A 23,650-nucleotide genomic window follows, 5' to 3' on the forward strand; every position below is an offset into this window, starting at 1 on the left:
CGGCGAAGAGGGAGGGGCGGATCAGCCGCGCCGGCCGAGGACGACCTGGAACGAGGCGTGCTCGATCAGGCCGCCGGCGACGGCGTGCTCGTCGAGCAGCGCGCGGGCGCGCCGCTCGAAGTCGTCGACCCGTTCGCCGAACAGCGGCCGGGCGGCGAAGGAGGTCGAGTACAGGTAGCCGATCACCGTCTCGGTGCTCCACTTCCGCTCGACGCCGATGGTGCGCTCCTCGACCTGACCGAACGCGGACTCGGCGAGGATCTCGCGGTACGGCCGGTTGTGCGCCGCGTACTTCTTGCCCACTCCTGCCCGCCGCTCCTCGCCCAGGTACTCCTGGATCAGAGCCCGCAGGGCGTCGGTCCACCCGGTGCGCGCGGTCCACAGGCTGCCGTCGCCCATGACCGCGACGGTCGCGTCCGGCGCGGTCATGCCCTCCAGGCGAGACAGCACCACGTCCTGGTTCATCCAGTGGAAGGCGCGGCAGACCGTGACGAGATCGGCCTGGTAGGAGGCGGGCGGGGTGAACTCCTCGGCCGACGCGTTGTGCAGGCGGACCGCGACCGGCAGCCCGGCGAGCGCCTTGTCGGCCTCGCCGAGCATGCCCGCGTCCTGCTCGACGACGTCGATTTCCGTCATCTTCCCGGCCAGGGCCAGGGGGACCTGTCCGGTGCCGGATCCGAGGTCGAGCAGGACCCGGTTCTCCTTGCCGGCCACCCGCTGTGCGAGCAGCTCGACGGCCTCCTTCGGGATGCCGGGCCGGTAGGTGGCGTAGAACGGGGCGGTGGTGTCGAACTGACTCACGGGGTAGCGCTCCTGGTGGAAGAGGTTGACGGAAGGACGGTCTGCTCGATGTGCCGGACCGCGCGGGCGAGGTCCGGCACGACCGTGACCCGGCCGGGGTGCTCGGCCAGCAGCCGGAGTTCCTCGGCCGACGGCGGGCGCGAGGTGATCCACACAGCGCGGGCGCCGGCGGCCAGTGCGCCGCGCACGTCGTAGTCGAAACTGTCGCCGGCGTGCAGCACCTCCGCGGGATCACGGCCGTGCAGCCGAGCGACAGTCTGCACGGCGCGCGGGTCGGGCTTGGCGAACCCGATCTGCCACGACGGGTGATGGGCCCGGAGGTAGGGGGCGAGGAGGGCGGCGATGCTGGTCTCCTGTTCGTCCCAGTGACTTACGTTCGACAGGGTGACCACCGGCGCGACCCGGGCGATCCGTGCCACCGCCGCCACCGCACCGGGCCACAGGGCGAATCCGGGCGGACGGTGGTCGTGGGGGAACGCGGACGGCGCGAGGCCCAGGGCGGCGCACACCGTCTGCGGCCCCGTCGCGTCGCTGCGCGGGTCCATGGCGTGCAGGATCTGCTGGGCGACCTGCTTCGCCTGCCGGACCGGGAGCGGGGAAAGCTCCACCAGGCGCTGCGTCAGCGTCGTCCCCGACGGCTCTCCCAGGGTGTATCCGACGTCGAGGCTCACCAGCCGCACGCCGGTCGCCGGGCTCACGGGCGATCCGCCAGGGTCGCGACGATCATGCTGATCCGCTCGGTACGCACGGGACCGGGGCCGGCTTCGCCGAGGAAGGTCAGAAGTTGCCGGGCCTCCGTCGGCGTCCAGCCGCCGGTGTCGACACCGGCCTCGGCAGCCGCCTGGGCGAGATCCTCGGGAATCGTCGGCGGGCGCGAGCTGTGCGGTATCAGCAGCGTGCCGCTCCACGCCTCGTCGGCCTGTGCCTGCGGCAGAGCCGGGCCGAGAGGCGAAAGGACGGTGACGTCGTCGAACGTGAGGATGCGGATTGGGAGTTGCGGCAGCGCCACCGGCCGGTCGAGACGCAGGGTCGCGGACAGGAAGGTGTCGAATCCGCTCAGCCGCTCGTGCACCACGAGCAGTACCTTCTCCTCACGCGGCTCCAGGCGGCCGTGGACCGCCAGCTCGCCGGTGTGCATGGGCATTACCGGCGCACCTCCATCCCGAGACCGGGGCGATCGGGGAGCGCGACGGACCCGCCGTCCGGCGGGAGAGTGCCGTACAGCGCCCGCTGGCGTCGCGGCTCCCACACCACCTGGTACTCCACCGCGCCTGCCGCACGGGGGAACGCGGCAGCCAGGTGCACGGCGGGCAGGAACGCCCGGCCGTGCAGATGGACGGGGACGGTCACGTCGTGGGCTACGCCCAGCCAGTCCCGCGCTTCCGTGATGCCGCCGCACCACACCGCGTCGAACGTGAACGCCTCTGGCCGACAGTGCTCCAGCAGGGCCCGGGCGTCTTCCACATGGGCCAGTCGCTCCCCGAACGCGACCCGCAGACCTTCCGCCTGCCTGCGCAGATGCGTGTACGCGGCCCGGTCGGTCCGCGCGAGCGGGTCCTCCACCCAGCGCACCGCCTCCGGTGCGAGGAGCGGCGCGACCTCCGTGGTCCGCAGGTGGCCCCATGTGCCCAGGGCGTCCACCGCCACGCTCTGCCCCGCCCATGCCGCCGCCCGTTCGGCCAGCAGCGCCACTTCGCTGGCTTCCGCGTCGCGCAACGCCCACTTGGTGAAGGCGAACCCCTCGCCGGCGGTGGCCTTGACCGACTCGGCGGCCGACGCGGAGGCCAGGTCCAGGGAGAGCCAGGAGGCGTAGACCGGCACCCGCCGCGCGGGCCGGTCGCTGAGCAGGGCCGCGACCGGGAGGTCGGCGAGACGGCCGTGCAGGTCCCACACCGCACAGTCCAGCGCCCCGACCGCCCAGCGGCCAAGCCCTGCCGCGTGCGGGCCGAGTTCGGCCAGCAGCCTGTGCAGCAGCCCCCTGTGGTCGGTCACCGCGTGCCGTAGCGCGAGCTGCCCGAGCCGAGTGGCGACGAGTGCGGCGGGCAGTTCGTCGACCGGAGCGAACACCCCGGCCACCCCGCGGGCCTCGACCACCACCGCGAACCGGCTGTCGCCCGCCTCCCACGGACCCGCCACGCGCTTGTCGAGGCGCTCGACCCGCACCCGCTCGATGACCGCGTCAGCGAGGTCCATCGACGAGGTCCTCTCCCGCGTAGGTGAAGTACCACAGCGGCCGATAGCACTCCCAGCCCACCGGCCTCAGCCCGGTCGGCACCATTGCCCGCTCGATGGCCGTACGCGCCTGGAGGTAGTACTCCAGGCTCTCCGCGCCCGGCGTCCGCATGCCCTGCATCATCACCGTGTGCGCCTGGAAGACCTGGAAGTTCGGGAACGCGTTGACCACGCCTGCCAGTGCCTTTACGCCCCGCACGAGGTTCTCCATCGGGTCCAGCCCGACGATGTACGTGTACGAGGTGTCCAGCCCCGCCGCCCTCGCCCGCGCCAGCAGGCCCGGCATCTGCTCCGGGCGCAGGTCGGCCTTGGTGGACTTCATCAGGGCCGCTCGCCGGGTGAAGTGCTCGGCCGTCAGCCTGAGCACGAACGGGGACACCTGCGAGGCGATGGTCTGGAACGCCTCGTCGCTGCGCAGCACGGAGGTGAGGAAGCCGATCCGGGCCGTGACGCCGGCCCGCGCCAGGGCAGGCCGCAGGGCGGTCAGGTGAGCGACGGCGGCCTCCTCCCGCTCGAAGCAGCCGGTGGAGACGGTGACCTCGGTCAGCTCGGTCAGGGTGCGGCGGGGGTGCTGCTGGCCGAGGGCGCGCAGCAGGTCGTCGAGTCCCTGCTCCTCCTGCAGCCTCGGGTCGGCGGCGGCCTCCAAGGTGTTGGGGCACCAACCGCATCCGACGCACCTGCTGCGGGCGTTGGGGTTGAGCGTCGCGGCACGGCCGTCATTGCGGAAGTACCCCCCGACCGCCTCGTCGGCGTCGATGCGTTCGACGTGCGCGACCACCTCGCCGTTCAGCGACAACTCGTCGCCCCGCAGCCGAAACGGGCTGGCTGGCCGGTTCAGCGGAACGATGATCTGCCAGGGGACGTCGGGGCGGCGCACGAGACGAAGGTTGACCCGGGCCCGATGACGGTCCTGGTCGGAGGTGATCCCGAACAGGTTGACGGCGATCAGCAGCACGTCCTCGACGGGCACCCCGTGGCTCAAGGCAGCCCGTTCCAGATGATGCAGGCGTTCGGTGCCGACGGTGCCGTCCGAGGATATGGCCCGGCTCATGGAGAGATGCGGCATGAAGGACTCCAACTGGTCTTTGTGCGGATGTGGTCGTGCGACAGCGGCATAGGGCCACCTCAGAGGGCAGAGCGGGACGAGTCGAGGCGGGGGGGGGAGTAGTTCGTGTCAGCTCAGCCGCATCCCCTCCGCAGGGACTTCCTCGATCGCGGCGGGGGAAGCAGTAGGCAGGCCCCAGCGCTCCCGAGCTGTCTCCGCAGCGAGTCCGGCTTGCCGCGCTCCCGGCGGCCCCCACCCCAGCAGGGCGGCTGCCTGGACGGGGGCGGCGAGCAGGCGTGCGAAAGGGTGGCCGGTGGCGGGGTCGACGGCCGCCGGCCCGACGCCGGTGACCCGGGCGGCCAGGCGGAGCCGGGCGTTGGGCCCCACTCCGCCGTAGACCTCGCCGGTCTCGTCCAGCACCCAGCCCAGTCGCACCGGGTCGGTCAGAGTGAGGCGGGCCTCCTCGGCGGCTTCCCGGTGGAGGGTGTCCTCGGCCGTCGAGTCGGTCTTCTCCACGGTGCCGCCGGGCAGCATCGGCAGCGCGCCCCGGGGGCCGGGGTCGGCAACGAGGACGACCCGGCCGTCGGGGACGAAGCACCACGCCCAGGCTTGCTGCACGGGGAGCCGCTCGGGGACGGGGCCGCGGTTGAGCGGGCTGTCCCACAGGGGCCGGTAGCGGACGTGCACGTCATGGCGATCCAGCGCCGGGACGTCGAGGATGTGCCGGCCGTCGGCGAGGTGCGCGGTGGCGGTGTTCCCCAGCCGGGCACGGTACGCGGCGAGCATGATCTGCCCGTCTACGGGTCGCAGCCGCTCTACCGCGTCCCGGGTCTCCAGGAAGGCGAACTCGGACAGCTCCTCGCGGGGCAGACGGATCGCCTCCACCTGGTCGGGGGAGAGGGTTCCGCCGTCGAAGACGTACCGGATCTCTCCGGGACACGGCGTGCCGGGCCGGATGGCGGGGTGGCGCGGCGAGAGGGAGTGGACGGCGAGCACGTCCCACAGGGGCAGGTCCGCCAGGCCCAGTTCCTCGGTGATCTCGCGCCGGCAGGTGTCGTGCGGGTGTTCGCCGGGTTCGACGACTCCTCCAGGCAACAGCCACCGGTCGTCCTCGCGGTAGGTGGGGTGAACCAGCAGGACGCGGCCGACCTGGTCAGTGATGATTGCGGCGGCGCCGACCCACACCGCGTGCCGGGACGATGCATACGGCGCTGCGGACGGGGCGGTACGCGGTGCGACGTCATCCGAGGGTGAGACAGGAGAAGTCACGTGGCTCTGCCTTTCGCAACGGTGGGCGGGCGTGTGTACGGCGCGTAACGGCGAGCGGTGATCAGGAGTTGTCGCCGCTCATTCGGCGCTGCAGCTCCCACAAGGACTGGAAGAGCCCCGGCTCCTGGGTGAGCTGGGCGTACGTGCCCTCCTGCACGATCCGACCCTCGTCCAGGACCACAATCCGGTCGGCGACGGCCACATTGGTGAGCCGGTGCGTGATCAGCAGGACGGCGCGGTCCTTGGCCAGTTCGCGTAGGCCGGAGAAAATCCGGTGCTCAGCTCGCGCATCGAGGGCGGCCGTGGGTTCATCCATCACCAGCAGCGCCGCCTGCCGGTGGAAGGCGCGGGTGAGGACCAAGCGCTGCCACTGCCCGCCGGAGAGCTGCTGTCCGCCGAACCACTCGCTGGTCAGAAGGGTGTTCAGGCCGGAACGGAGGTGGGGCAGCATCTCCGCGGCGCCGGACGCCTCGCACGCGGCAAGCAGGGCCGCGTCACTGGTGTCGCCCTGCCCGAAGGTGATGTTGTCGCGCATCGTCAGCGGCAGATACGTGAACTTCTGCGGGACCAGAGCGACGTGCTCCCACAACCCCCACGGGTCCAGGGCCGCTGTGGAGGCGTGATCCCAGGCCACGTCGCCACCGGTGGGCAGCAGCAGCCCGCACAGCAGGCGCGAGAGGGTCGTCTTGCCGGAGCCGTTCTCCCCGACCAGCGCCACGATCTCGCCGCGCCGCACGTGGAGTGAGACGCCGCTGAGGCTGTCCTTCGGGGCGCCGTCATAGCGGTAGGTCACGTTGCGGACCTCGAAGCGCTCCGGGGCGGCGGGCAGGGACGCGGTGCCGCGGGAGTCGGCCATGGCCTGGCCGTGAGCGTTGTCGAGGAAGTTCTGCCAGTCCTGTACGTACCAGCCGGTGCGCACCAGACGGGCCCCGCCGTTGATGATGCCGCGCACCGAGCCGGTGGCCGTCTGCAGGGCGAAGACGGCGCCGCCGCCGGCCGCCAGGCTCATCCGCCCGGACGCCAGGAGCCACAGCAGCGCCGCCCACACCGCGGTCGAGGCGATCCCGCCGGCGACCGCGCCGGCCAGTCCCATCCAGGCGCCCGTGTTCGCGGCCTTGCGTTCGGCCGCGTTGACCGAGGCGGCCAGCTTCCGGTACCGGCCGATCAGGAAGGGGCCGGCCAGGCAGGCGCGCATCTCCTCGCTGGACTCCATGTAGGCCATGTGCCAACGCAGCTTGCCCAGCATCCGGCGCCGCCCGGAGGTCTCCAGCCCGGCGAGGTAGACCACCCGCGCAGACCGGACGTAGGCGGCGGCCTGCGGCAGGCACGCGAGGAAAAGAAGGGGAAGGAGCAGCGGGTCCAGGACGGTCAGCACGGCTGCGCCGGCCGTGAGCGTCGCGGTCGCCGCGAGGACGTCCTGTGCCTCTTCGACGAGGTCGGGGGTGACTTGTGCGCCGCGGTCGGCGATGTCGTAGGCGTCGTTGTAGCCGGGCTTGTTGTTGGCGGCCAGTTCCGCGCCGAGCGCGGCCTCGATCATCGTCAGCTCCGCAGCCCTGCCGAGAACGGGTCGCAGACGGCCGGTCAGCCAGACGACGATGATGCCCAGCAGCGCGCGCAGGCCCGTGGCGGCGGCGATGACGGCCAGCTGCGGAGCGGCGTCCCACAGCCGCTCGGTGATATCGCCCGAAGAGATCAGCGCGGTGATCGTGCCCGTGACGGCCAGAAGGCCAAGAGCCGCGAGAACGCCCGTACCGATCTGGCACACCAGCAGTCCGATGGTCGCGCCGCGGTCCACCCGCCAGGCCATCTGCACAGAGCGCCGTACGAGCGAGGGAAGGCGCCGCGCCATGGTGCGGAAGGTCAGCAGAGATCCGGCTTGGAGCCGCGACTCGTCGCGATAGAGAAATTCCTCCTCTCGAACACTGGCCTCCTGCAGTTGGTCATCCTGAGAGGTTCCCTCCGGTGGTTGTGGTGGCTGATCCTGCGTAATGGCCGAGGTCATCGTTCCCCCTGGGACGGTCGCTGCGGCAGAGTCGCGAGGTCTAACGACACGGCTGCGATATCGAACACACGTCATTCGGTCGTGCTGGGCAGCCCGCAATTCCCAGGGCGAGGGGACCTGCGGATCCGGGACCCCTGGTCTGGCAGGGAACGGCTCCGGGCCGCAAATGGCCGAAACGCCGACACCACCGCGCGGCGAGGACATTGCGGCGGGGTCATCCGGGTCGGCTTCCCGCCCGGCTGAGATCGGGTCGTGGGCCGGGTCACTTGCATGCTCCGCGGGACGTCGCGGGGGCCTGCTCGGCCGGCAGCAGCTTCCAGCTGTGTGCCAGGACCACCAACCGGGTGGTGTCCTTCGCTCCTGTGTCGGTGAGGAGCTCGTCGAGCGTGGCGCGTAGGTCGGCCGGTGCGAGGTCGGCGGCGCGCGCGATGTCGCGGGGCAGGCTGTGTTCGGTGACGGCCTTGAGCAGACTGATCTGCTCGGCGCTGATGTCGGGAACGGGCCGCTCCGCCGCAGGGGCGGTGATCTCCCCGGCGTTGAGGAGGTGGTGCGCGACGACGGTGAGGGAGCAGCGTTCGGGGCAGCGCATCTTCCAGCGCACGGTGCGCAGCGTGGAGTGGACGGTGCCCGGCTTGAGCTGGGTTGCGGCTGCGATCTCGCGAGCGCTCAGGCCCTCCACCACGTGTTGGGCGAGCCGCAGTTCGGACGGGGTGAGGCGCTGTGTTGGGGCGAGGGTGGTCATGGCAGGTTTCCTCGTTGAGGTCGGTCAGCTGGTCGGGCGCAGGCGGACGGGGACGGTGGTGTGTCCGTTGCTGATCAGGCTCGGCAGGCGCTGCAGCGTGTGGTGTTCGGTGGCGAGTTGGGCGTCGGGGAAGCGTTCGAAGAACAGGCGCAGGGCCGTGGAGACTTCGAGACGGGCCAGCGGGGCACCGAGGCAGAAGTGGACGCCGTGCCCGAAGGCGAGATGCTCCTTGCTGGGGCGGGTGGCGTCGAACCGGTCGCCGTCCTGGTGCAGGGCGGGGTGTCGGTTGGCGGCGGCGTAGGAGGCGAGGATGGCGTCTCCGGACCGGATGGTCTGCCCGTCGGGGAGCGGGATGTCGGTGAGGGCGTAGCGCAGGGGCAGGTGCTTGACCGCGGGCTCGTGCCGCAGGGTCTCCTCCACGATGTCCTGCCAGGTGCACCGTCCGTACCGGACGTGGGCGAGCTGCTGCGGGTCGGACAGCAGAGTGGTGACGGCCTGGTCGATGACGTTGACGGTGGTCTCGTACCCGGCGCTGATCATCAGCAGGAGCGTGTCGCGCAGCTCGGCGTCGCTGAGGGCGGAGCCGTCGCCCTCTTCGTCGCGGGTGGCGATCAGCAGCGAGGTCATGTCCTCACCGGGCTCGGTGCGCTTGGTGTCGATGAGGGCGTCCAGCAGGCCGTAGAGGGCGGTCGTGTTGGCGGCCTGTTCCTCAGCGGTGAGGTGGGTGGCGAACACGTTGTCGACCACGGTGCGCAACTCGGCGCGCTGGTCGGCGGGGACGCCCATGAGCTGTCCGATGACGGCGATCGGCAGCGGGTAGGCGAGGTGTTCGCGCAGGTCGACGCTCTCGTCGGCCGGGAGCGTGTCGAGGTCGTCGAGGATGCCGGTGACCAGGGTCTCGATGTCTGCTTGGAGGGCGGCGGTGCGGCGGGCAGAGAGGGCGGGGGCGACCATGCGGCGCAGGCGGCTGTGGTCCGTGCCGTAGGCGGTGAACATGTTCTCCACCGCAACCCACAGCGCGAGAGGCCAGCTGGGGACGGTCTCGGCGAAGGCCGGCCAGTGGGCGCGGCCGTCCTTGGATACGTCCTTGCTGGTGAGCAGCCGCTTGAGGAGGGCCGGGTCGGAGACGGACCAGGCGCGCACGCCGAGGATGTCCACCAGCGTGGCAGGGCCGCGCTCGCGCAGTGCCTGGTGTTCGGCGTCCGGGTCGCTGCCGGTGGGGTCGAGGACGAGTATCTGCTGCTCGGACACGTCAGGGTCTCTTTCAGCTGGTGGGGAAGGTGACCGGCAGGGTCACCAGGGAACGGTGGAAGGGGCCGGGGCGCCAGGCGAGGTCCTCGCGGCGGGCGTCGAGGTCCATCTCGGGCAGGGCGTCGAGGATGTGGAGGATGGCGGCTTCGGCGATGAGGTAGGCGTGTGAGCTGGCAGGGCAGCTGTGAGGGCCGGCGCCCCAGGCAAGATGGGCGCGGTTACCCAGCGGCGTGCGGGCTCCCAGGCCGGGGTCGTTGTTGCAGGCGGCGTAGCTGATGACCACCGGCTCGTCGGCCGGGAGCAGGTAGCCGCCGACGTCCGACGGCCGGGGCGGGTAGCTCATGGAGAAGTTCGCGAGCGGAGGGTCGCGGTAGAGGACCGTGTCCAGGGCGTCGCGGACGGAGGCGTCTCCGGCGTGCAGGTCCCCGGAGAAGTCGGGGTTGGTGAGCATCTCCAGGAGCGTGTTGGTGATCAGGTTGGTCAGCGGTTCGATGCCGGCGCCGTAAAGGGTGATGAGCTGCTGGCCCAGCTCGGTGTCGTTGAGCTGGGCGACGTGGACGAGGAGCCGGCTGGTCACGTCGTCGCCGGGATGCGCGCGGCGCAGGGCGACGAGGTCGGTGACGGCCTGGGCGAGGATCTGGTTGCCGATGGAGGCGTTGACCCCGTCGAAGATCTTGGACATGCCGTCCGCGATCCTTTGGCCGACTTCGTCGGGGCAGCCGAGCAGGTGGTTGAGCGTCTGGAAGGCGAGCGGCCAGGCGTACTGGGACAGCAGGTCGGCCTTGCCGCCGGCCTTGAAGGCGGTGATGGTCTGGTCGGCGACCTTCTCGACGTGGTCGCGCAGCGCGTGCTGGTCGACGGCCTGGAGCGCGGAGGTGTTCGCGGCCCGGTAGCGGGCGTGCTCGGCGCCGGCGGAGCGCAGGGCGTTGGGGCGCCACTCCATCATCGGGCGGATGGGGCAGGTGTCCGGGACGGTGGTCTGCCACCGGCGTGGGTCGGCGGGGAAGCGCTGCGGGTCGCCGAGAATGCGGCGGGCCTCCTCGTAGCCGACGACCAGCGTGGCGGGCACGCCGGGGGCCAGATCCACCGGGACCAGGGGCCCGAACTGCTCGCGCATGCGCTGGTAGGAGGTGTGCGGGTCTTGGGCGAAGTCCGGCTCGTACAGGGGGATGCGGTGGGTCGCGGTGCTCACGGTCAGGGCTCCAGACGGGCGAGGTATTCGGTGAGCTGGATCAGGGCCTGCATGCAGGACGCTCGCTCGCGGGCGTCGCACATGGTCAGCGGGGTGTGTCCCTCCAGGGCGAGCGCCTCGTGGATCTCGTGGAGCGGGTAGCGGGGTGCGCCGTCGAACTGGTTGACCGCGACCGCGTACGGAACGCAGTTGTCTTCGAGCAGGCCGAGGATCTCGTGGGAGGCGTCCAGGTCGCGGGGGTCGACGAGGACCAGGGCGCCGAGGGCGCCGGCGATCAGCTCCTCCCACAGGAACCTGAACCGGGCCTGGCCCGGGGTGCCGAACAGGTACAGCACCAGGTCGTCGCCGAGGTGCTTGCGTCCGAAGTCGACGCCGACGGTGGTGGTGGACTTCTCCGGCGTGCGGGCCAGGTCGTCGACCAGGGCGCTGGCCCGGGTGATGGTCTCTTCCATGTGCACGGGGGGCACTTCGGAGACGCTGCCGACGAAGGTGGTCTTGCCCACGCCGAAGGCTCCGGCGACCACGATCTTCGCGGTAGCCGTCACCGTCGGTGCGACGAACCGGTCAGGCGTGAGCGCGGAGGCCATGAAGGACCCTTTCGATGAGTGTGAGGGGAGGGCGTTCGGCGTCGTGACTCTGCGCGAGGGTCATCAGTCCGAGTCCGATGAGGTCGGCGACGAGGATGCGGGTGGTCGAGGGCGGCAGGGCGAGTGCGGAGGCGATCTCGGCGACGGCCAGACCTCCGCCCTGCGCGCTGGCGAACAGAGTGAGCAGCCGGCGTGCGTCCGCGTTGAGTGCGGGAAGGGTGCCGGTTGCGGCGAAGACCACGCTCTCCAGGCGCACATCCGTGCTGGGGCGGGTACGTCCGCCCGTGCGGACATAGGGCCTGACCAGGTCGGGATCCTGCCGCGGCCTGCTCATGCCGACGGTGCTTCCGCTCCGCTGGCCACCCGGGTTTTGACCCCCAGCTGCTCGCCGACGCTCGTGGCCAGCCGCAGGGCGGCCTCGCTGATCACACCGATGTCGGCGTGGGGGCTGCTGGTGCGGACGGCGAGCATTGTGTTTTCCCCGGCCGGGATGAGCAGGGAGATGTGGCCGACCGACTCCATGACGAGCTGGCGCACGCCCCCGCCGTCCGTCTCGTGGTCGTAGGCCCGCGACGCCGCCCACAGCGTCGAGGTGATGGCCGCGATTTTCTCCGCCTGCTCGCGCGGGAGGCGGGGCGTGTAGTCCGGGCTCATGCCGTCGGCTGCGACCAGCACGGCGTACTCCACGCCGTCGGTCTCCTCCAGGCGCTCCAGGAGCCAGCCGATGTTCTTCTCGCTCATGCCTCGTGTCCTTGCTCGTCGTCGGTCGGGGGGAGGGCGGCGTTCTGTTCGGCGCGTGCCGCCTGGGTGCCGCGGGCCCAGGAGGCGATCACGCTCGCGCGTCCCGGCTCCGCGTTGACCGGGCGGCGGGCGGGAGCGGAGAGGGGAGCACCGCGCCGGTGGCGCCTCGTCAGCCCGCTGGCCGTCGTGCCGGGAGCGGCTTGTGCGCCGAGGGGCTCGGCCAGCGGGGATGCCGGGACGGGGGCGGGTTGCGGCCTTGACACGGCCGTGGCGAGTGCCAGACGGCTCTCCGGGACGGGCGCGAGCGCGCCCTGCAGGACACCTTGCGCCGCCCGCGAGGGGACGTGCGCAGCCTCGGCCACGGTGGTGAGGAGGTCTTGGGGAAGGGTGAGGAGCGCGCGGGTGCCCAGCAGCGCGTTGGGCGCCTGCACGTCGACCCGGAATCCGTAGGCGTGCGCGAGAGCGGCGGCGACCCGGAACCCCGTCTTGGGGAGGGCGCCGAGCTGCGTGATGTCGTCGGTGCGTTGGCAGGTGAGGATGTCCCGCGCCTCGTCGAGCTGCTCCGGCGTCATCTGCAGGCCGCTGTCGTCCACGATGACGGTGACCCCGTGGTGGCCCTGCTCGAAGGAGACATGGACGCGGGACAGCGGCGGGGAGAAACGCAGCGCGTTGTCCAGCAGGAGAGCGAGGGTGTGCACCACGGGTCCGACGACACGGGTCTTGACCGCAACGGTCAGTTCCTGCGGTGCCACGCGCTGGTAGTCCTCGACGTAGCCCATCGCGGCCCGCACCGCGTCGGTCAGGGTCGTGGTGTTCCAGTGCCGGGTCAGCTTGCCGCCGGCCAGGACGGTCCAGCCCTGAGCGACCAGCAGCGTCTGCTGTACGGTGCGGTCGATCCCGGTCAGCGTCTCGTAGGCGTCGTCGTCCTGGTGCGTGCGGACACCCTCGCTGACCCTGTGGCTGGTCCTGGCGGCCATACCCACCAGCGCCGAGGACACGCTGCGCACCGCGGCCTCGGTCGACCGCACGGCGTTCGCCTGCACGCGGGCGATCTCTTCCTGCGCGTCGGTGTGCGAACGGCGCAGCTCCTCCGCCCCGCGCGTCTTGACCTGCTCCATCTCCTGGTCTGCCGCGAACTGGATGTCACGGACCACGGCCTGGACGAGGCCGGCCGTCGCCTTGGCCACGTGGTCGAGCCGCTCGCCGACCGCGGTGCCGACCAGTTCCGGCGAGAGGACAGGCGCAGCGACCCGGCCGCCCGCCTTGTGGATCTGCGGCAGCACCTCGTGGGCCAGTCGGTGCAGGGCCTGCTCGGTGGCCTGCTGTTCACGGGCCAGGAGATGCGCCTGCTGTCGTGCTGCCATCCAGCGGCGGTGGGTGGCCCAGGCCGCCGCTGCGGCGACGACGGCCGCGAGGGCGAGCAGGACGATCGTGGTGATGGCGAGGGTGTTCATCAGGCACCCGCCGCCATGAGGACGTCCGCATCGGCCGCCGACGCACCCGCGCCGAGCTGCTGCAGCAGGAGCGCGGACCCGATGACCCCGATGTGGCTGTACGCCTGCGGAAAGTTGCCCAGTTGCCGTCCGCTGACGGGGTCGTATTCCTCGGCGAGCAGGCCGAGGTCGGTGCGCAGGGCCAGGAGCCGGCCGAACAGGGCGTGCGCTTCGTCCAGGCGGCCGGTCAGGGCGAGAGCGTCGACCATCCAGAACGAGCAGAGCAGGAAGGCTCCCTCGTCACCGGCCAGGCCGTCGAGCCCAGTGCGCTCGCCGGCGGTCCGGTACCGGCGCACGAAGCCCTCCGGGGTGGACAGCTGTCGGCGCACCGCCTTCACCGTCCCGAGCACGCGGGGATCGTCCGCAGGCAGGAAGCCCACCCGGGGGATCAGCAGGAGGGCGGCATCGACCTCCTGCGATCCGTAGGACTGGGTGAAGGTGTTGCGGGCCGCGTCGAAGCCCCGCGTGCACACGTCGTGGTGGATGGCCTCGCGCAGCTCGATCAGAGCGAACAGGTCGGCGTCCAGAGCGCCGGCCTCGACCAGCCGGATGGTGCGGTCGACGGCCACCCAGGTCATGATCTTGGAGTGGACGAAGTGCCGCCGCTCCCCGCGGACTTCCCAGATTCCTTCGTCGGGCATCTGCCACCGCTCGGCCAGATGCCCGACGAGCCGCTGCTGGAGGACCGCGGTGTCCCCGCATGGGGCGACCCCGCTCTCGTGCGCGAGGTAGAGGGTCTCGATCACGTAGCCGTAGACATCGAGCTGCAGCTGGTCGGCCGCCCCGTTGCCGATCCGGACCGGAGCGGAGTTCTCATAGCCGGGCAGCCACCCCAGCTCCCGCTCCGGCAGGTCCCGTTGACCGGTGATGCCGTACATGATCTGCAGGTTCTCCGGGTCGCCGGCCACGGCCCGCAGCAGCCACCGGCGGAAGGCGTCCGCCTCCTGCCGGAACCCCGACCCGAGCAGCGCGGCCAGGGTGGTGGAGGCATCGCGCAGCCACGTGTAGCGGTAGTCCCAGTTCCGTCCGCCACCGAGTTCCTCGGGCAGCGACGTGGTCGGCGCGGCGACGATTCCCCCGCTGGGCGCGTACGTCATCGCTTTCAGCGTGATGAGCGATCGGACGACGGCGTCGCGGAACGGCCCGTTGTAGGTGCACTGGCTCGTCCAGCTCTCCCAGAACGCCAGGGTCGCCTCCAGCGCCGCCTCGGGCTCCGGGATCTCGGGCGCGGCACCGTGGGACGATCCCCAGCTCAGCACGAAAGCCACGCTCCCGCCGGCGGCGATCGTGAAGGAGCTGACGATCGCCCCGTCCTTCTCACGCTGCTCGGTGGCCGTGTCCAGCCACAGCGCGTCCTCGCCGCCCTCGGCCACCATGCGCCCGCCCACCTCGTGGACCCACGGACTGATGCGCCCGTAGCCGGGGCGGGCGCGCAGCGTGGACACCATGGAGACTTGGCCGACCGTGCCCTCCACGATCCGGATCACCTGCGGTGCTCCGTCCCGCGGCGGCATGAAGTCGGTGACGGTCACGCTGCCCGAAGGCGTCGTCCACACCGTCTTCAGCACGAGGGACTGGCCGACGTAGCGCCGTACGGCAGTCGCCCCGGCTCCCTCCCGGTACGCAGCGGCCGGGGCAATGCGCCACGCACCGTGCTTCTCCGAACCGAGCAGGGCGGCGAACGGGGCCGCCGAGTCGAAGCGGGGCAGACACAGCCAGTCGATCGAACCGTCATAGCAGACGTGGGCGCTGGTCTGCATATCGCCGATCAGGCCGTACTGCTCGATGCGCGGAAGACGTTTCATCGTGTGGATCTCCGTTAGCCCCGCAGGTCCGGGGTGGTATCGGGGCCGCTGCAGCGGCCGGGAACGGTGGAAGGAGGGACACCGGTGGTCACCGGGGTGAGGGAGGGACGTTCCGGGGCGGCGGGGAGTCCTCGTCGGCTGCAGCAGAGCCGGCCGCGCGCTCGCCGCGGAGAACCAGCCATGTCATCGGCCCGAGGACCAGCCCGATGACGGCGGCCCCGGTCACCGTCATGTGCGCGGCGCCGAAGCGGCGAAGACCAGACAGGCGAGGGCGACGGCGAAGACCGCCCCGCGCAGCACGTTGATCTTCGGCTTCCGCCAACGCAGCCTGGGCTTCTCGCCAATCGGGCCGGGACCGACGCGTTCCACGTGTGCGATCAGTTCCTGGGTGGCTTCGGCGAGCTTGACCAGGTACACGCGGCTTGGCATGTAGCCCTCGGGGAGGCTGTCAGAGCAGAGCCGCTGCGCGCGCAGCAGGACAGGGGTACCCGAAGCGGTCCGTGCTCCCAACTGGGCAACGTGACCGCGCAGAAGGCGAACGAGGTACTCCACATCAGCAGCACTCTCGGGCAGCGGCGCATCCTCGCCCAGCACGAGCGAGATCGTCTCCGACGCGGCCACCACGTGATCACGCTGCGGCGCCCGCTCCACGGTGACGGACCCTCGCCCTCCGCTCCCGCCCTGGATGTTTCCTCCGCGAGGGACCAGCGAAAGGCGCATGACACAACTCCTGTTCGGATCAAGCCAAAGTGAGCCAAAATCGCCGGTTCGCACCGACGGCTGGCGTGCGAAGTGAGTGATCTGGCAGCTACGTTGAGCGAACCGTGAATCCCGTCTGAGGGGTATGCCTGCGCGGTCCCCGAGGCCGTCAAAGGCGTCAAAGATCATTTCGGAACCGAGGGGCAGCCCATGGCCCGTGAACGAAACGTCGCCCTCGCCGCGCTCCTGCGCGAAGCAGGCTGGTCCCAGCCACAAGCAGCCGCAGCGGTCGCCCGGGTAGCCGCGGAGAGCGGGGTGCGTGAGCTGGAGGCCATCTCCCGCTCGCACATCGCCATGTGGGTGCAGGGCACGCAGCCGAGCGGTCAGGCGCCTCATATCCTTCGCGAGACGCTGTCCCGCAGGCTCGGCCGCCGCCTCACCCTGGCCGACCTTGGGCTGGACGGTGAAGCCGCAGGCCAAACCGACAGCGGTTCCGACTGGAGCGTCGACCCTCTGACCGTGCTGGCCGAGTTGGGAAGCGACGACCTCGATATGCACCGACGCAAGATGTTGGCTAACACCGCGTACTCGGCCGCCGGCCTCGTCTTGCCCGCCGCCTCGTGGTGGGCAGCAGCTCCGGCCGAGGCGGCGAAGCGCCCAGCAGTTTCCCCTAGGCTGGTGACGCAGGCCGATATCGACGATGTCCGTAACCTGACGACGTTCTACTCCGCGCGCGACCAGCAGCGCGGTGGAGCCTCCGGCCGCTCGGCGCTCGCCGGCCACCTTCGCGACGAAGCTGTGCCACTGCTCGGCAGCAGGTTCCGCACGGAGCAGCTCCGCCGCGACACATACTCGGCCGTGGCGGAGATGACCTACCTCGCCGGCTGGATGGCCTTCGACGCCTCCGAGCACCGAACCGCCCAGCGCTACCTCACCCTTGCCGCCCGCATCGCAGTCGAAGCGGGCGACGGGCCGCTCGGCGGCCACATCCTGCGCGCCCTCGCGCATCAAGCGGTGGACCTCGGACATCCTCGCCGAGCGCTCGCCCTGGCGGACGCCTCGATGTCCCGCGACCGCTACGGCCAGGCCAGCCATCGCGAGAAGGCTCTGCTCGCAATCGTGCACGCCCGAGCCCTCGCGGCGGACGGCGACCGCGTCGGCACCCTCGCGGCCATCAGCCGCGCAGAGCGGGACCTCTCCCGCGCCGGGAACAACGGCGCCCCAAGCCGCGTGGGCTTCTTCCAGGAAGCCTCCCTGGCCCACGAGACCGCCTGCGCCCTGCGCGACATGGGTCAGCCGCTGGACGCGGAGATCCACTTCCAGCGCAGCGTCGCCACCCGCCGCCGCCAGCAGTACGCCCGCACCCACAGCGTGACCCTCGGCTACCTGGGCGCCGTCCAGGTCCAGCAGGGACGCCTCGACGAGGCGTGCGCCACCTGGAACCAAGCCCTCGACGCCATGGCCGGCGTCCAGTCCGGCCGCGCCCGCGACGTCATCGTCCGCATGCAGAGCGATCTCTCGCCCGTCCGGCAACGCGGCGGTCGCCACATCGCCGAACTGGACCGTCGCGCGCGCGGCATGCTGCGCGCCATAGGCTGACCACAGAACAGATGCGCGGTGCCGACCGGAGGCCGCCGCACACGCTACGTCCAGGGAGAGGAACGAGCGCTGATGTCGACCTACGAGGTCAAGTCGATCGCAACGGTCGTCGGCGGCCACACCCGCGTGCAGGACGACTACCAAGGCGGGGTCGAATCGATCATCAGGCTCGACAACGCGTACCCCCTCGAAACGCTGCAAGGAATCGAGGAGTTCTCTCACCTCACCGTGACCTGGCGCTTCCATCTCGCCCGGCCCGAAGACGTCCAGCTCCACGCACGCAGTCCAAGGGGAAACCAGAACTGGCCAGCGACCGGTACGTTCGTCCACCGCAACCATCGGCGCCCCAACCAACTGGCGATCAGCTACCCGCGGTTGCTCAAGGTCGAAGGCAGGGACCTCCTGGTCACCGATCTCGACGCCGTCGACGGGACGCCCGTGATCGACCTGGCACCGTACTTCGAACAGATGGGGCCTCAAGGTCCGATCCGTCAGCCCGCATGGCCTGGCGAGATGCTCGAACCGAACTACTGGGCGAAAGCAAGCGAACGGCCCTCGCAGCGTCCCTTGTAGGGGCAAAGGCTGAGCTGCCCGACTCGTCATTCGAATGGTCGGGAACCAGTTGGCAGTCAGGCTCAAGCCACAGCCCTCGCGTACCGGAACTCACACCACGTCTCCTTGCCGCTGCTCTCCCACGCGTCTGAGATCGCATCGACAAGCCGGATCCCGCGACCGGACTCGCCGTCGGGTCCGGCTTCCTTGAGTACAGCTGGGGCCGGATTGTGATCGGTGACCGAGACGCGCACCACGTCGACGGCCACCGAGATCCGGAGCACGACTTCCCCCTCACCGTGAACCACGGAGTTGGTGATCAGCTCCGAGACGGCAAGTGCGACGACGCCCGCCACCGGCTCCGAAACACGGCACCGCCGCAGGAACGCCCTGGTTGTCTGCCGCATCTCCCCAACCTTCTCGAGATCAGGGAGAAAGGCCGCCTGACAGCCATGGGATGCCGCCGGTATGCCTGCCCTCGCCGATGTGTTTGGTCGGTCTTCGCGAACCGACCTCGCGCATGACACACCAGTTGTGGCGGCAAAGCTACGGACGGCCCCGCCGGGCGGGGCCTCCTCTTGGAGCCTGGTCATGAGGGCTATCGCACCGCGTGACGACGCCGTCGACCAGGGGAATCCAGAGGGGGAAAAATCTGTCAAGGGGGAAATCTGGATGGGGAATTGAGGCCATGATGGGATTCCGCCCACCGACAGAGGTCGCACTCATGCCAGATCCGTTCGCCGACCTGCTCCTCCGACTCCGGCAGGACGCGGGCAGGACGCAGGAGGAGCAGGCAGACGCGATCAACGCTGTCTCCGGCCGGGACACCATGACGCGCCGAGAGATCAGCCGCTATGAGAACTTCGAGAACATCCCTACCAATCACACAATCGCCCACATCGCCGCGGCCTGCGGTGTGCCCTTCGAGGAGCTACAGCGGGAGGCCAAGGCTGCCCGCGCTCGGAAGAGGAAGGGGCATGCCGATGCAGAGGAGGACGAGGACGCCGTGAAGCGTCGCACGCTGCTGGGTGGAGCCGCTGTCGGCGTGAGCACGGCCGCCGAGCCCTGGGGGCGCCTCGCCTTCGCCATCAGCAAGGGGGCCAAGATCGATTCGCCCTCCGCCGTCGCGCTCATCGACCGGACCGCTGAACTGCACGTCCAGGAACTCAATCTCAGCGCCCGGCGGCTACAAAGCACAGTCGAGTCGCATCTTGACGCGATCACCGCGGCTCTGCCTCGTGCCGGCGAGCACGAGCGGGCTCTCACGATTGCCGCCGGAGAAACCGCCGCCCTCGCCGGTTGGGTGGCCTGGGACCTGGGTGAGCACGACAAAGCCGACGCCTACTACAAGGTCACGTCGCAGTGCGCCACGACCGCAGGGCACCCTCCGCTCCGAGCCCTGGCCCTGACCTACAGCAGCTACGGCACCTCAACACCGAAGGCGAAGTTGGAGTTCCTCGCCCAAGCGGCCAGCGACGTGCGAGGCCCCGGCAACGCTACTGCTGCCGCCTGGGTCCTCGGCAGGCACGCGGAGGAGGCTGCGGCGGCCGGCGACGAAATGGGGGCGCTCCGGGCGTTGGAGCGAGCGCGCTTCGCCTACGACTTCGCAGATCACACCAGCGAGCAGGCGTGGGTCCGGTTCGTGACCCCGTACCGCATGGACTCGTTGGCCCTCTCTGTGTATGCGCAGTTGGGGCGTCCTGAACTCACCGCTGCAGCAGACACCGCAGTCGACCGCCTCGGAGACGAGCTCCCGGACGGAGGCGTCGTGGTTCTCGGTGAACTCGCTTCGGCCCTGCTGTGTGGAGGTAACGTCGATCAAGGGGTCTACGTGTCACGCCAGTTCACGGCAGCGGCACAAGCCAAGCCCAACACGATGGGCAAGGAGCGCGCATCGACTATCGCAGCGTCGCTTCCCGACAGAGAACGGGATCTTGCCGTCTACCTGCGGCAGTTCGCCTCCTGAACTCCTTGCGCCGGTACAGGGCCAAACTCAGCACGCGAACGCCGTCGTAGTCCCGTCGCTCCTCAGCCCTGTGCCGTCTCCTCAACAACCCAGGACAAATACGCCTCCGACCCACCGGTCACTGGCAGAGTGATCCACTGGGGGATGTCGTACGGGTGCTTCTCGTGCAGCCACGCTTCCAGTGCCGGGAGGCGGTCCGTCGTAGTCATGTACGAGATTCGCCACTCCTGCGCCGTTTCAACCTGATTATTCCACCAGTAGAAAGCGGTGACCGGAGCATCGATGTGGACGCCCGCTGCCAGTTTGCCTTCGACAGCGCCCCAGGCCAGCGCCTTCGCCTGGTCCTCGTTGTCGCTGGTCGTCTGCGCGATCACAACATCGTTGGCCATACAACTACCTCCAGCTCGGGTAGAGCGACTCTACCGAGCCGGGTGCTTGCCCTGCCCCCGGTCGCCCAGGAGCTAGATCTCATCTGCGGGTCAAGGTGTTACGGGCGCAGAGCGGCGCGCCGGTCCGTTTCCGGGCCGGGAGCACGACACCACCTGTGCCCGCCACCAGGGCCTGGTCGAGGCACTCAACCGCGTCGCGGCCGAGCTGGACATGCCGACGCTGGTCGACCTCGGCTACGAGAACGCCGGCGACGGCTTCCGTCACCCCCACAAGAAGCCCGCCGGAGGCGAACTGACCGAGGCCCAGCAGACCTACAACAAGGTCATCCGCGGCATCCACGGCGTCTGCGAGCAGGCCAACTCCCTGCTCAAGACCACCTTCAAGGCCCTGCGCAGGGTCAGCCTCGACCCCAGCCGCATCACGAAGATCGCCGCCGCAGCCCTCGTACTGCTCCAGCTCGAATACGACCGCGCCATCTGAACGATCACAACGTCATGATCCGTTACTGGGAAAGGCTCACTGTCAGAGAAGCCGAAACGACTGGGTTCGCCGTCAAGCGCCTCGACTGGATGACAACGGGCATTTGCTCACGGCAGACGGCAAAGCCTTTTGGAAGACTGGAATCCAGTCCAAGGCTATGTCAACGTACTACACCGCACGATGACTGGGTGCGTGAGGGAAGCGGAGGGATACCGAAAGCGCGACGGGCACGCCGCTGGAGGTCTTGGCCGTTGGACGGGGAGGACTGCCGCCGGTTGTGAGCGGAACATAGACGACGATCGCCGGTTGGCCAAACCGGCGATTCTGCGGACCGTTGAAGGTGCCCGCATTCGGCTGCCCCTCGCGGTGGGAGTCATTGCCTTCAAAGGTTCGCCGGTCACCTTGCCTCGGTTGTCCGAGGCCCGGGTGATGAATCGGATGAATGCGGCACTTGTCTCGGACCCAAGGAATGCCCATTGCCCCGTCCACCCGCTCTCAAACTAACTGAGGTCTTGGCGGAGATCCGTATGAGTCCATCGGCGTTCTACCGGCTGCGAGCCCGCGGCCAGGCGCCGAGAATGATCAAGCTTCCGAATGGCGAACTACGCTGCCGCCGCGCCGACTTGGACGCCTGGTGGGAAGCGTGCGAAAGGGAAACGCCTGCATGGTATTGAGCTACAAGGTCAGGTTCTGGGAGATACGGGAGCGAACGGGCCGTGCCAAGGCGTTTGATGTGCGGTGGACGGTCAACGGTCGCGAGAAGTCCGAATCGTTCCTGACCAAGGGTCTTGCGGAGAGCCGCAAGGCAAAGCTCATCACAGCCGCACGCGACGGTGAGCCGTTCGATCCCAAGACGGGACTGCCTGCATCCGAGCTGCGCGAGCTACGGCAGCGGACCACCTGGTATGCCGTGGCCCGGGAGTACATGGACGCGCGCTGGGACCGCACCCCCGGAAACACTCGGCGCACCATCGCCGAGGCGCTCGCCACGATCACCGTCGCCTTCGTGGACCAGGGGGCTGTCTACCGCGATGCTCGAGTGCTGCGCAGGGCGGTTTACTCGTGGGGGTTCAACAAGAAGGCCTGGGTGAAGGAGCCCCGTGAGGAATGGCGGGCTGCGCTGGACTGGTTGGAGCGCAACTCTCTTCCTGTCGCGGAACTCGACGACCCAGTGGTGTTGCGTCGTGGGCTCGATGCACTGTGCCGGAAACTTGACGGGACCGTCGCCGCACCCAAGACGACGAAGCGCAAGAGAGCCGCGCTCAACGAGGTCTTCGGAGACGCGATAGAGCGCGGCTACTTCACCCACAATCCGCTCATTGGCCTACGGTGGACAGCTCCCGAGGTGGATGACGAAGTCGACCCCGACTGCGTGCCAAATCCCATCCAAGTCAGGCGGTTGCTTGAGGCAGTACGTCGGCTTCCAGGGCGTGGCCCTCATCTGTATGCCTTCTTCGGCTGCATGTACTTCGCCGGCATGCGTCCGGCGGAGGCGATCAACCTCAGGAAGTCGCAGTGCCGTCTTCCCCGGACCGGCTGGGGACTGCTGAACCTCAAGGGCGGCATCGTCGCTTCGGGAAAGGAATGGACGGACGACGGCACTCCCCACGAGGCGCACTCACTGAAGCGTCGGGCAGCGACGGCAACTCGTCCGGTGCCGATTCCACCGGTGCTGGTGCGGATGCTCCTCGATCACGTTGCCCTCTTCGGTGTCACCGCCGACGGCAGGATCTTCCAGAACGCGGCGGGCAACTACATCGATTGCTCCGCCTACACGATCACCTGGGGGCGCGCGAGGGAGGCTGTATTCACGGTGGACGAACACGCGCTGAACCTCGCGAAGCGGCCGTACGACCTACGGCATGCCGGGATCTCGTTCTGGCTAGCCTCGGGCGTGGATCCGGCTGAGTGCGCGCGCAGGGCGGGGCAGAGCATCCAGGTCCTGTTCCGCTACTACGCGAAGTTCCTTGCCGGAACGCGGGATCATGCCAATCAGCTCATCAAGAACTCCATGAACCGTTGGGAGGAGCCAACGGTGCTGGATGGGGACGGCTTATCCCGGATCTGGTCCGGAGATATTCCGGAACAGCTGGGCAGAGGTGGGACAGCAGTGGGGGGAAACGGCAGTAAGGGGAGCGGTCGCATGCGACACCTTCGGCAAGCTGCCGCAGGAGGAGTATCGAAGGTACTGCGAACTGTACGGATACGACGTGATGCGTTGGCCGGGGTATCCGACACTGCGTGGCATCCGTGAGCTGAGACTGACGACCTTTGCCCTGCAGACGGCCGATCAGAACCGCCGTGTGCTGAGCCAGGCGCGCTACCGCGTGGACTGCGTCCGTGGACGTCGCGGATCACGTCCCTGGGCGTGGGAATCGGTCGCGTAACGGCTGGTGCGCGGAGGGGGGAGGGGTACCCAGTGCTTTTCGGCCGGCCGGTCGAGCGCTCCGTTGTCCGAGGGCCCGTTCTCGCAGCCCGACGGCGATTTCGCTGGCACCTTCAGAACCACCACGCCGGGCCATATACACCATCCGGGTTCGCGCGCACGGAGAGACGTAGCACGGAACCCCGTTCACCTGCGAACAGAGGCCTGTGAACGGTCCCGTTTCGGTCGCATCTGGCTGGGGTCGGGGCGAGCCTCCAGGGTGTCTTGTACGGAGTGAAGGGCCAGTTCAGAGGGCAGGTGACTGGCGCTTACGGGGATGCGTCGAATAGTTGGCTCCGGGTTTCACGCTGAGTACACCTTTCAGGTCATCTCTTGCCGATAGCGCAGTTTGTCATCCGATCATGCTGCATCGTGTGCG

At 69.5% G+C, this 23,650-nt stretch carries 23 protein-coding genes and 1 pseudogene; 6 read left to right on the plus strand and 18 right to left on the minus strand.

The genetic code is table 11. From position 1 onward, the window contains the following. Window positions 1-21 precede the first annotated feature (21 nt). The 16 genes from ACWCPF_RS13985 to ACWCPF_RS14060 form a co-directional block, all read right to left on the minus strand. A complete protein-coding gene (locus ACWCPF_RS13985; protein WP_451045245.1) occupies window positions 22-801 on the minus strand; it encodes a class I SAM-dependent methyltransferase in 780 nt (259 codons plus the stop codon). After that, window positions 798-1,499 carry an HAD hydrolase-like protein gene (locus ACWCPF_RS13990; RefSeq protein ID WP_451045246.1) on the minus strand — a complete coding sequence of 234 codons (702 nt, stop codon included), beginning with the start codon at window positions 1,497-1,499 and terminating at the stop codon, window positions 798-800. Before ACWCPF_RS13990 ends, ACWCPF_RS13985 begins: the two co-directional genes overlap by 4 nt. Beyond that, window positions 1,496-1,945 (minus strand): hypothetical protein, encoded by a 450-nt coding sequence (locus ACWCPF_RS13995; protein WP_451045247.1) that lies wholly within the window; start codon window positions 1,943-1,945, stop codon window positions 1,496-1,498. The genes ACWCPF_RS13990 and ACWCPF_RS13995 overlap by 4 nt, the downstream gene beginning before the upstream one ends. Beyond that, window positions 1,945-2,994, minus strand: coding sequence for an enolase C-terminal domain-like protein (locus tag ACWCPF_RS14000; RefSeq protein ID WP_451045248.1), 1,050 nt, complete (start codon window positions 2,992-2,994; stop codon window positions 1,945-1,947). Before ACWCPF_RS14000 ends, ACWCPF_RS13995 begins: the two co-directional genes overlap by 1 nt. Further along, a complete protein-coding gene (locus ACWCPF_RS14005; protein ID WP_451045249.1) occupies window positions 2,981-4,099 on the minus strand; it encodes a hypothetical protein in 1,119 nt (372 codons plus the stop codon). Before ACWCPF_RS14005 ends, ACWCPF_RS14000 begins: the two co-directional genes overlap by 14 nt. Window positions 4,100-4,207: 108 nt before the next feature. Continuing rightward, the gene (locus ACWCPF_RS14010; RefSeq protein ID WP_451045250.1) at window positions 4,208-5,347 is read right to left on the minus strand and encodes an NUDIX hydrolase; all 1,140 of its coding nucleotides are present in this window, start codon (window positions 5,345-5,347) and stop codon (window positions 4,208-4,210) included. Between the two features lie 61 nt (window positions 5,348-5,408). Next, window positions 5,409-7,349 carry an ATP-binding cassette domain-containing protein gene (locus tag ACWCPF_RS14015; protein WP_451045251.1) on the minus strand — a complete coding sequence of 647 codons (1,941 nt, stop codon included), beginning with the start codon at window positions 7,347-7,349 and terminating at the stop codon, window positions 5,409-5,411. Between the two features lie 262 nt (window positions 7,350-7,611). After that, window positions 7,612-8,091 (minus strand): LuxR C-terminal-related transcriptional regulator, encoded by a 480-nt coding sequence (locus ACWCPF_RS14020; protein WP_451045252.1) that lies wholly within the window; start codon window positions 8,089-8,091, stop codon window positions 7,612-7,614. Window positions 8,092-8,115: 24 nt separating this feature from the next. After that, window positions 8,116-9,342: a cytochrome P450 family protein gene (locus ACWCPF_RS14025; RefSeq protein ID WP_451045253.1), complete on the minus strand. Its 1,227-nt coding sequence runs from the start codon at window positions 9,340-9,342 to the stop codon at window positions 8,116-8,118. Between the two features lie 13 nt (window positions 9,343-9,355). After that, the gene (locus ACWCPF_RS14030) at window positions 9,356-10,534 is read right to left on the minus strand and encodes a cytochrome P450 (protein ID WP_451045254.1); all 1,179 of its coding nucleotides are present in this window, start codon (window positions 10,532-10,534) and stop codon (window positions 9,356-9,358) included. A gap of 2 nt (window positions 10,535-10,536) precedes the next feature. After that, window positions 10,537-11,121, minus strand: a complete 585-nt coding sequence (locus tag ACWCPF_RS14035) for a GTP-binding protein (protein ID WP_451045255.1) — start codon at window positions 11,119-11,121, stop codon at window positions 10,537-10,539. After that, on the minus strand, window positions 11,099-11,455 hold the full coding sequence (locus tag ACWCPF_RS14040; RefSeq protein WP_451045256.1) for a DUF742 domain-containing protein: 357 nt from the start codon (window positions 11,453-11,455) through the stop codon (window positions 11,099-11,101). The genes ACWCPF_RS14035 and ACWCPF_RS14040 overlap by 23 nt, the downstream gene beginning before the upstream one ends. Then, a complete protein-coding gene (locus ACWCPF_RS14045; protein WP_451045257.1) occupies window positions 11,452-11,862 on the minus strand; it encodes a roadblock/LC7 domain-containing protein in 411 nt (136 codons plus the stop codon). Before ACWCPF_RS14045 ends, ACWCPF_RS14040 begins: the two co-directional genes overlap by 4 nt. After that, a complete protein-coding gene (locus tag ACWCPF_RS14050) occupies window positions 11,859-13,316 on the minus strand; it encodes an ATP-binding protein (protein ID WP_451045258.1) in 1,458 nt (485 codons plus the stop codon). The genes ACWCPF_RS14045 and ACWCPF_RS14050 overlap by 4 nt, the downstream gene beginning before the upstream one ends. Further along, on the minus strand, window positions 13,316-15,160 hold the full coding sequence (locus ACWCPF_RS14055) for a glycoside hydrolase family 15 protein (protein ID WP_451045259.1): 1,845 nt from the start codon (window positions 15,158-15,160) through the stop codon (window positions 13,316-13,318). The genes ACWCPF_RS14050 and ACWCPF_RS14055 overlap by 1 nt, the downstream gene beginning before the upstream one ends. Window positions 15,161-15,388: 228 nt before the next feature. Then, window positions 15,389-15,880, minus strand: coding sequence for a DUF6415 family natural product biosynthesis protein (locus tag ACWCPF_RS14060; RefSeq protein WP_451045260.1), 492 nt, complete (start codon window positions 15,878-15,880; stop codon window positions 15,389-15,391). Between the two features lie 189 nt (window positions 15,881-16,069). Here ACWCPF_RS14060 and ACWCPF_RS14065 point away from each other — a divergent pair, with 189 nt between their 5' ends. Continuing rightward, on the plus strand, window positions 16,070-17,458 hold the full coding sequence (locus tag ACWCPF_RS14065; RefSeq protein ID WP_451045261.1) for a Tat pathway signal protein: 1,389 nt from the start codon (window positions 16,070-16,072) through the stop codon (window positions 17,456-17,458). 72 nt (window positions 17,459-17,530) lie between these two features. After that, window positions 17,531-18,031, plus strand: a complete 501-nt coding sequence (locus ACWCPF_RS14070; protein WP_451045262.1) for an SAM-dependent methyltransferase — start codon at window positions 17,531-17,533, stop codon at window positions 18,029-18,031. 62 nt (window positions 18,032-18,093) lie between these two features. On the opposite strand, the gene ACWCPF_RS14075 is transcribed toward ACWCPF_RS14070, so the two are convergent. Beyond that, entirely contained in the window at window positions 18,094-18,480 is a 387-nt protein-coding gene (locus ACWCPF_RS14075; RefSeq protein ID WP_451045447.1) for an ATP-binding protein, read from the minus strand. A 254-nt stretch (window positions 18,481-18,734) separates the two neighbouring features. Between ACWCPF_RS14075 and ACWCPF_RS14080 the strand changes: the two genes are divergently transcribed. Beyond that, window positions 18,735-19,976, plus strand: a complete 1,242-nt coding sequence (locus ACWCPF_RS14080) for a helix-turn-helix transcriptional regulator (protein ID WP_451045263.1) — start codon at window positions 18,735-18,737, stop codon at window positions 19,974-19,976. A 62-nt stretch (window positions 19,977-20,038) separates the two neighbouring features. Here the strand turns inward: ACWCPF_RS14080 and cutA are convergent, their stop codons facing one another. After that, window positions 20,039-20,365 carry a divalent-cation tolerance protein CutA gene (cutA, locus tag ACWCPF_RS14085; RefSeq protein ID WP_451045264.1) on the minus strand — a complete coding sequence of 109 codons (327 nt, stop codon included), beginning with the start codon at window positions 20,363-20,365 and terminating at the stop codon, window positions 20,039-20,041. Window positions 20,366-20,495: 130 nt separating this feature from the next. On the opposite strand from cutA, the pseudogene ACWCPF_RS14090 reads away from it, so the two are divergent. The 3 genes and pseudogenes from ACWCPF_RS14090 to ACWCPF_RS14100 form a co-directional block, all read left to right on the plus strand. Beyond that, window positions 20,496-20,846, plus strand: a pseudogene (locus ACWCPF_RS14090) (transposase family protein); the annotation flags it as partial. Window positions 20,847-21,322: 476 nt separating this feature from the next. Next, a complete protein-coding gene (locus ACWCPF_RS14095; protein WP_451045265.1) occupies window positions 21,323-21,520 on the plus strand; it encodes a helix-turn-helix transcriptional regulator in 198 nt (65 codons plus the stop codon). After that, window positions 21,511-23,100 carry a tyrosine-type recombinase/integrase gene (locus ACWCPF_RS14100; protein ID WP_451045266.1) on the plus strand — a complete coding sequence of 530 codons (1,590 nt, stop codon included), beginning with the start codon at window positions 21,511-21,513 and terminating at the stop codon, window positions 23,098-23,100. The genes ACWCPF_RS14095 and ACWCPF_RS14100 overlap by 10 nt, the downstream gene beginning before the upstream one ends. Window positions 23,101-23,650: the final 550 nt, after the last annotated feature.

Source organism: Streptomyces sp. NPDC001858 (assembly GCF_053594615.1).

What these genes read in the sequence shown, in the direction of transcription:
- ACWCPF_RS13995 (WP_451045247.1), bottom strand. Translation starts at nt 1,945, where the DNA reads ATGCCCATGCACACCGGCGAGCTGGCGGTCCACGGCCGCCTGGAGCCG.
- ACWCPF_RS14000 (WP_451045248.1), bottom strand. Translation starts at nt 2,994, where the DNA reads ATGGACCTCGCTGACGCGGTCATCGAGCGGGTGCGGGTCGAGCGCCTC.
- ACWCPF_RS14005 (WP_451045249.1), bottom strand. Translation starts at nt 4,099, where the DNA reads ATGCCGCATCTCTCCATGAGCCGGGCCATATCCTCGGACGGCACCGTC.
- ACWCPF_RS14015 (WP_451045251.1), bottom strand. Translation starts at nt 7,349, where the DNA reads ATGACCTCGGCCATTACGCAGGATCAGCCACCACAACCACCGGAGGGA.
- ACWCPF_RS14020 (WP_451045252.1), bottom strand. Translation starts at nt 8,091, where the DNA reads ATGACCACCCTCGCCCCAACACAGCGCCTCACCCCGTCCGAACTGCGG.
- ACWCPF_RS14035 (WP_451045255.1), bottom strand. Translation starts at nt 11,121, where the DNA reads ATGGCCTCCGCGCTCACGCCTGACCGGTTCGTCGCACCGACGGTGACG.
- ACWCPF_RS14040 (WP_451045256.1), bottom strand. Translation starts at nt 11,455, where the DNA reads ATGAGCAGGCCGCGGCAGGATCCCGACCTGGTCAGGCCCTATGTCCGC.
- ACWCPF_RS14045 (WP_451045257.1), bottom strand. Translation starts at nt 11,862, where the DNA reads ATGAGCGAGAAGAACATCGGCTGGCTCCTGGAGCGCCTGGAGGAGACC.
- ACWCPF_RS14050 (WP_451045258.1), bottom strand. Translation starts at nt 13,316, where the DNA reads ATGAACACCCTCGCCATCACCACGATCGTCCTGCTCGCCCTCGCGGCC.
- ACWCPF_RS14055 (WP_451045259.1), bottom strand. Translation starts at nt 15,160, where the DNA reads ATGAAACGTCTTCCGCGCATCGAGCAGTACGGCCTGATCGGCGATATG.
- ACWCPF_RS14060 (WP_451045260.1), bottom strand. Translation starts at nt 15,880, where the DNA reads ATGCGCCTTTCGCTGGTCCCTCGCGGAGGAAACATCCAGGGCGGGAGC.
- ACWCPF_RS14065 (WP_451045261.1), top strand. Translation starts at nt 16,070, where the DNA reads ATGGCCCGTGAACGAAACGTCGCCCTCGCCGCGCTCCTGCGCGAAGCA.
- ACWCPF_RS14070 (WP_451045262.1), top strand. Translation starts at nt 17,531, where the DNA reads ATGTCGACCTACGAGGTCAAGTCGATCGCAACGGTCGTCGGCGGCCAC.
- ACWCPF_RS14080 (WP_451045263.1), top strand. Translation starts at nt 18,735, where the DNA reads ATGCCAGATCCGTTCGCCGACCTGCTCCTCCGACTCCGGCAGGACGCG.
- cutA (WP_451045264.1), bottom strand. Translation starts at nt 20,365, where the DNA reads ATGGCCAACGATGTTGTGATCGCGCAGACGACCAGCGACAACGAGGAC.
- ACWCPF_RS14100 (WP_451045266.1), top strand. Translation starts at nt 21,511, where the DNA reads ATGGTATTGAGCTACAAGGTCAGGTTCTGGGAGATACGGGAGCGAACG.